Source organism: Vibrio sp. Vb1755, from assembly GCF_033338635.1.
Taxonomy (GTDB): domain Bacteria; phylum Pseudomonadota; class Gammaproteobacteria; order Enterobacterales; family Vibrionaceae; genus Vibrio; species Vibrio alginolyticus.
On the sequence record NZ_JAWOTA010000072.1, the window covers coordinates 1 to 1,845 of the forward strand.

A 1,845-nucleotide genomic window follows, 5' to 3' on the forward strand; every position below is an offset into this window, starting at 1 on the left:
TTCGGTAATGCCCACATAGGTGTAAATCAACGCGTTAGCTTTGCCGCGTCGAACGTCATCAAAGGCTTCTAAACGCGTTTTCACGTAGATAATGTTGTCGATGCCCTGCGAGGTTAGATTGTCGCAGTACACGCTACCTTCCACACACACCCATTTGATATCGCGAATATCACGATCTTTATAGCTAGCATCGCGATACCAAGCAGCGATGGTGCTGGAGAAAAAGGGTTTCGAGAACAGAAAACGCTTCTCTCTTTCTGGCGTTTTGCTAAAACCCACAGCGCCATCAATCACACCGTTTTCGACATCGTTAAGCAACGGCGGAATGTGTTGATAAGCGCGCAGTTCTAGGTTGAGCCCAAGAACCTTAGCGATGTTAGAGAGATAATCGAGGTTGATGCCGTAAAATGGACCGACACTGTCTACAACGGAATTTGAAGAGTCGTTTTGTGTGATAACGCCGACTACGATGCTGTCTTTTGTATTTTCTTTCGCAAGCGCATTAAAGGAAACCGCAAGACTGGTTACGGTTGCGGTAAGTATGATTATTTTTCTTAGAATGCTGAACATAAATGCTTCCTCTAATTGGAAAGCCAGACTAAATTGATCAGCAAAAATGTCAAATTTCGAACTTTAACGAAATGAGCATTAACTATATGTTTTAAATGGATTAATTAAAAATAAGTAAGGACATTCTGACAAGATATTCCACCTTTGACTACACGATATTTGCGTTCAATATCTCAACAGTAAATGTTCTGTGTTTCAGCCAATAAACAACTGGAAAGTTGGAAAACGCGCCATCAGATTATTCTCAAGACTTAGCCAGTTGATAAGTCTTGTTTATTTAGTAAAAAGCTCAGCCACAGGTAAAACAGTCCTGTAGCCGAGCTTAGTTTTGCCACAGGCAATCTCAGTTTTGAGGTGCCGTGTTATAACTCAGGGAGACGTGTGTTTCCCTATATTGATACCAATGTTCTTATTTGACGAGTTCGATATCACCCATCGTCCAGCTCTTATCGAACATTTTCTTTGTTGGGCCGTAGAAGCGGACATACGTAACCCAACCTTCTTCTGGGTTCGTTTGTACCCAGTTGTTCTCATAACCTTTCACTGGCTTTGGACCGTAGTAAACGTCAATCGAACCGTCAGAGTTAACTTTTAAATTCTTACGAGAAGAAATGTCTGGTGAGCCTGCATCGTTGATGATCATCAGACGATTGTTTTCATCGTAAACCGTCGTCGACCAGAAGTTTGACGCAGGGACATTCGCTGGTACATGCAGTTTGTAGGTATGTTCACCTGAAAGCCAGTTACCATCACTATCTTGATACGTTACTAAGTAACGCTGACCAAAGCCTGAAATCGTACTCTTCATACCGCGAGAAACCGTGATCGCTTCGTAGAACCAAGCCGCACGTTCATCAAGTTCATCGTAGTTTTCGCTTCGTTGATCAAGTGACACACTGATGGCATCTTTCCAATTCGTGCCTTTCCAGTACGGCTGTGTAAAACGCTTGGTGTAATCATTTGATTGCGCCATTGCTCGGCCGACTTTACTTGCTTCAAGCAGAATTTTCTTTTGCTCTTCTGTTGGGTTAAACGGCTTACCCTTCTCGATACCTAAGAACTTCAGCTGAGCCATAACAAAACGATCGCGTTCTTCCACTGGGTTTTCTTGGATGATTTGATGGATGGTCTTCCAGTATTCCAAGCCATCTTTTGGAATATGCGTCCAATCAATTTCCGGCACTTGAGCAACCGGGATTTTACGACCTAGTTTGCCATCGGCGTATGGTTGCGTTGTGATGTTTGGCACCACTTGTTTCACTACGCGATCAACAT

At 43.1% G+C, this 1,845-nt stretch carries 2 protein-coding genes; both read right to left on the reverse strand.

Translation table 11 applies throughout. The features are described 5' to 3' along the window. Positions 1 to 570: transporter substrate-binding domain-containing protein (locus tag R7E00_RS22620; RefSeq protein ID WP_318124493.1), on the reverse strand; the 570-nt coding region annotated here is incomplete at its 3' end. A 409-nt stretch (positions 571 to 979) separates the two neighbouring features. Next, a partial coding sequence (locus R7E00_RS22625; protein ID WP_318124494.1) for a DUF1214 domain-containing protein occupies positions 980 to 1,845 on the reverse strand: 866 nt, incomplete at its 5' end.